This is a genomic window from Streptomyces roseochromogenus subsp. oscitans DS 12.976, from assembly GCF_000497445.1.
Lineage (GTDB): Bacteria > Actinomycetota > Actinomycetes > Streptomycetales > Streptomycetaceae > Streptomyces > Streptomyces oscitans.
This window is the reverse complement of the sequence record NZ_CM002285.1, coordinates 977957-982926: the sequence shown is the minus strand read 5'-3', so window position 1 is coordinate 982926 and position 4970 is coordinate 977957. Positions and strand designations below refer to the sequence as shown.

At 74.0% G+C, this 4970-nt stretch carries 3 protein-coding genes; 2 read left to right on the top strand and 1 reads right to left on the bottom strand.

Annotated elements, in window-relative coordinates; translation table 11 throughout:
- Positions 1 to 25: 25 nt before the first annotated feature.
- A complete protein-coding gene (locus M878_RS54500) occupies positions 26 to 667 on the bottom strand; it encodes a PAS domain S-box protein (RefSeq protein WP_031224076.1) in 642 nt (213 codons plus the stop codon).
- 233 nt (positions 668 to 900) lie between these two features.
- On the opposite strand from M878_RS54500, the gene M878_RS54495 reads away from it, so the two are divergent.
- Both M878_RS54495 and M878_RS54490 read left to right on the top strand, forming a co-directional pair.
- Positions 901 to 4116, top strand: a complete 3216-nt coding sequence (locus tag M878_RS54495; RefSeq protein WP_023544917.1) for a cytochrome P450 — start codon at positions 901 to 903, stop codon at positions 4114 to 4116.
- A gap of 119 nt (positions 4117 to 4235) precedes the next feature.
- A partial coding sequence (locus M878_RS54490) for an ROK family protein (protein WP_023544916.1) occupies positions 4236 to 4970 on the top strand: 735 nt, incomplete at its 3' end.

Sequence of the window (4970 nt, the reverse complement as noted above, 5' to 3'; positions counted from 1 at the left end):
TCTCCTCCGGCACGGGCGGCGCGGCTCACCTCGTTTCGGTCGTCCTCGGCTCCGGTGGCCACACCCCGGGGGCGAGGACGCCCAAGGCATAGGCGCGGGCGACCAGTTCGGTGCGGGTGGCCGTGTGCCAGCGGGCCGACAGGCGTCGTAGGTGGTAGGTGACGCCGTCCTTGCTGAGGCCAAGTTCGCGGGCGGCGGCGGCTGTGGTGGCGCCGCCCGCCAGCAGGGCCAGTACCCGGCCCTCCACCGGTGTGACCCGCACCGGCTCCGGCTCGGGCACCGAGCACTCGCCCTGTACCCGCAGCATCACCAGCAGGGCCGGGGTCTCGTCCACGGTGTCGCTCACCGGGTCCGCCGTCAGCTCGCCGTACCGCTCGGCCCCGCCGGGGGCCCGCCAGCGCACCGACACCTGGTAGCGGGAGCGGTGCCGCAGCCGCAGCGCCTCGGCGATCCGCTCCACCTGGCCGGCCTCCTGCGGGCGAAACAGCTCCAGTACGTCCCGGCCGCGCAGCCGCCCCGGCGTCGTACCGCACTCGGCGGCCATCGCGGGATTCGCCAGCGCCACCCGGCCGTACACATCACACACCGCGACCGGCACCGCCACCCGGTCGAAGAGCGTCAGGGCCCGGTTGCGCCATACGACCCCGTCGGCCCGCCCCGCGTCCACGGCCACCTCCCGAAGTGTCGAGCCACCCCCTCATCCAAGACGCAGATCCAGGTCAGCGGCAAACCGTGCGCCCCCGGGCACGGGGCCGGGGGCGCGACAAGGCCCGCAACCGAGATTTGACTGCACGATCGTGTAGTGCCGTGGCGCCGGTACTCCGGGCGGGTCGACCACCCTGGAACGCAGTACTCGGTTACCGCGAGTACTCCGTTACCGCGAAAGGCAGTTGTCGCGCCATGCCTCCCACCGCACTGCACCCCGATCCGGCCGGAACCCTGCCCGGCGTCCCCGTCGTCGACATCACCGCCACCGGTCCAGGCCGCACCCCGATGCAACAGATCATGGAGCTGATGCGCGCCCACGGCCCGGTGCTGGTGCGCCGGCTGCACGGCCGGGACGTGCTGTTCGTCGCCGACGCGGACCTGGTCGCGGACCTCGCCGACGAGGAGCGGTTCGCCAAGCACATCGGGCCCGCGCTGGAGAACGTGCGGGAATTCGCTGCCGACGGCCTGTTCACCGCCTATAACGACGAGCCCAACTGGGCCAGGGCGCACGACATCCTGATGCCCGCCTTCGCGCTCGGCTCGATGCGCACCTACCACCCGGTGATGTTCAAGGTGGCCCGCCGGCTCATCGACTCCTGGGACCGCGCGGCCCGGGACGGGCGGGCCGTGGACGTGGCCGACGACATGACCCGGATGACCCTCGACACCATCGGGCTGGCCGGGTTCGACTACGACTTCGGCTCCTTCGAGCGCAGCGAGCCGCACCCCTTCGTGGAGTCGATGGTCCGCTGCCTGGAGTGGAGCATGAACCGGCTGGCCCGCACCCCGGGCCAGGACTACTCCGCCGCCGACACCGCCTTCCGCGCGGACGCCGACCACCTCGCCCAGGTCGTCGACGACGTCATCGCCTCCCGCGCCGGCACCGACCAGAGCGGCGCCGAGGACCTGCTCGGGCTGATGCTCAGCGCCCCACACCCCGCCGACGGCACCACCCTGGACGCCGCCAACATCCGTAACCAGGTCATCACCTTCCTGATCGCCGGCCACGAGACGACCTCCGGCGCGATGTCCTTCGCCTTGTACTACCTCGCCAAGCACCCGGCCGTGCTCCGGCTGGTGCAGCGCGAGACCGACGCGCTGTGGGGCGACGCCGCCGACCCCGAGCCGGCCTACGACGAGGTCGGCCGGCTCACCTACACCCGCCAGGTCCTCAACGAGGCGCTGCGGCTGTGGCCGACGGCCGCAGCGTTCAGCCGGCACGCCCTCGAGGACACCCTGCTCGGCGGGCGGATCCCGCTCCAGGCCGGCCAGGCCGTCACCGTGGTCGGCCCGATGCTGCACCGGCAGCCCGTGTGGGGCGACAACCCGGAGCACTTCGACCCCGAGCGGTTCACCGCCGAGGCGGAGGCGGCCCGGCCGGTGCACGCGTTCAAGCCCTTCGGCACCGGTGAACGCGCCTGCATCGGGCGGCAGTTCGCGCTGCACGAGGCGACCATGCTGCTCGCCCTGCTGGTCCACCGCTACCGCCTGCACGACCACGCCGACTACCGGCTCACCGTGAAGGAGACCCTCACCCTCAAGCCCGAGGGCTTCACCCTCACGCTCACCCCGCGCACCCCCGCCGACCGCGTCCACGCCCCGCTGCCCGGCGCCGCGCGCCCGCAGGAGGACGGCACCCCGGCCCCGGACACGCTCCCCGCCCGGGTCCGCCCCGGCACCGGCGTCCTCTTCCTGCACGGCAGCAACTACGGCACCTGCCGCGCCTTCGCCGCCCAGCTCGCCGACGAGGCCGCCGCCATGGGCTGCGCCACCGAGGTCGGTGCCCTGGACGCGTTCGCGGACGGACTGCCCACCGACCGGCCCGTCGTCATCACCGCCGCCTCCTACAACGGCCGCCCCACCGACGATGCCGGCGCCTTCGTCGCATGGCTGGAGGGCAGCCCCGACCTGACCGGCGTGAGCTACGCCGTCCTCGGCGTCGGCGACCGCAACTGGGCCGCCACCTACCAGCATGTCCCCACCCGCATCGACGCCCGCCTTGCCGAGCTGGGCGCCACCCGCCTGACCGACCGGGCCGCCGCCGACGCCTCCGGCGATCTCACCGGCACCGTACGGGAGTTCACGGCCCGGCTGCGCACCGCGCTGCTGACGGAGTACGGCGACCCCGACGCCCTGCCCGGCACCTCCGCCGAACCCGCGCACGCCTACGAGGTCCGCATGGTGAACGGCGGCCCGCTGGACGCCCTCGCCGCCCGGCACGAGCTGGTCCCCATGACCGTGACCGAGGCGTACGACCTGACCGTGCCGGGATACCCGCGCACCAAGCGCTTCCTGCGCGTTGCGTTGCCCGAGGGCGTCACCTACCGCACCGCCGACCATCTGACCGTCCTGCCGGCCAACGCCCCGGACGTGGTGGAACGCGCCGTCGCCGCGTTCGGCCTGGACTCCGCCGCCGTCCTGGACATCCGGGCCGCCCGCCCGCGCCGATGGGGATCCCCCCGCGCGAGCGGAGCCGAGCGTGGGGGAGGCCTCGCCGTGGACCGCCCGCTGTCCGTACGGCAACTCCTCACCTACTACGTCGAGTTGCAGGAGCGGCCGACGGCCCGGCAGCTCGCCCTGCTCGCCGAGGCCAACCCCTGCCCGCCCGAGCGTGCCGCCCTCGCCGCCCTGGGCGACGACGATCCGCGCACCCTGCTGGAGCTGGCCGAGGACCACCCCGCGCTGCGCGGCGCGCTCGACTGGCCGCTGCTGCTCGACCTGCTGACCCCGCTGCGGCCCCGCCCCTACTCGGTGTCCTCCTCGCCGGCCGTGGACCCTGGCCACGTGGACCTCATGGTCTCCGTCCTGGACGCCCCGGCCCGGTCCGGCCGAGGCCGCTACCGCGGCACCGGTTCCGGTCACCTCGCCTCCCTCGGCGTCGGCGACACGATCCACGCCCGGATCCAGCCCTGCCGCGAGGTCTTCCGGATCGACGGCTCGGCGCCGGTCGTGATGGTCGCCGCCGGCACCGGACTCGCCCCGTTCCGCGGCGCCGTCGCCGACCGCGCCGCGGCCCGCGCCACGGGCGCCGAACTCCCGCCCGCGCTGCTGTACTTCGGCTGCGACGCCCCCGACGCCGACTTCCTGCACGCCGGGGAGCTGCGGGCCGCCGAGGCAGCCGGGGCCGTCTCGCTGCGCCCGGCCTTCAGCGCCGCCCCCGAGAACGGCGCCGCCTTCGTGCAGCACCGCATCGCCGCCGAGGCCGACGAGATCTGGGCACTGCTGGACTCCGGCGCCCGGGTGTACGTCTGCGGCGACGGCGCCCGGATGGCCCCCGGTGTCCGGGAGGCGTTCCGCACGCTGTACCGGGAGCGCACCCCGGGCGGCGACGAGGCGGCGGCCAAGACCTGGCTCGACACGCTGGTGGCGGACGGCCGTTACGTCGAGGACGTGTACGCGGCGGGCTGAACCGCGCCCGTCCCGGCCTCGCTTAGCTCAGATCATGAACTAAGGCGTGGGGGAATATCGCATTCCGGCGGTCCGAAGGGGTATGTTGCAGGTCGGGCAGGGTTCGTGAAGGGAGCCGCATGGCGGGGCGCAACGGGCGCACGGTACGTGACCTCAGGCGGGGCAACCGCACGGCGGTGCTGCAGAAGCTGTATTTCGACGGCCCCCTCAGCCGGTTCGAGCTGGGCCCGGCCACCGGCCTGAGCTCCGGCTCGGTCAGCAACGTGGTCGTCGATCTGATCGCGGACGGCCTGGTCGAGGAGGCCGGCAGCGTCGACTCCGACGGCGGCCGGCCCCGCACGCTGCTGCGCGTCGCCCCGGGCAGCGGACAGCTGATCGGCGTCGACGTCGGCGAAACCCGGGTCCGCGTCGAGCTGTTCGACCTGGCCCTGACCGAACTCGCCCGCACCGAACGACGGCTGACCCCGCAGGGCTACGACGTCGAGGTGATCGCCGGTCACATCCGCGACGGCATCGCCGAGGTCCTCGGCGCCGCACAGGCCGCACCCGAGCGGCTGCTCGGCGTCGGCGTCGGCGTTCCCGGCATCGTCGAGCACATCCCGGACCAGGGCGCCGTCGTGCACGGGCAGACCATCGGCTGGGACGCGGTCCCGCTGGAGCGGCTGCTCCGCTCGGCCTCCCAACTCCCCGACGATATCCCGTACTTCATCGACAACGGCGCCAAGACCCTGGGCCAGGCCGAGATGTGGTTCGGCGCGGGACGCGGCGCCCGCAACGCCGTCGTCGTGCTCTTCGGCTCCGGGGTCGGTGCCTGCGTGGTCACCCCGGAGGTGGAGCACGGACGGGCCGTCGAG

Bases quoted from the DNA above. Each gene is read 5' to 3' on its own strand.
- M878_RS54495 (WP_023544917.1), top strand. From the start codon at position 901: ATGCCTCCCACCGCACTGCACCCCGATCCGGCCGGAACCCTGCCCGGC.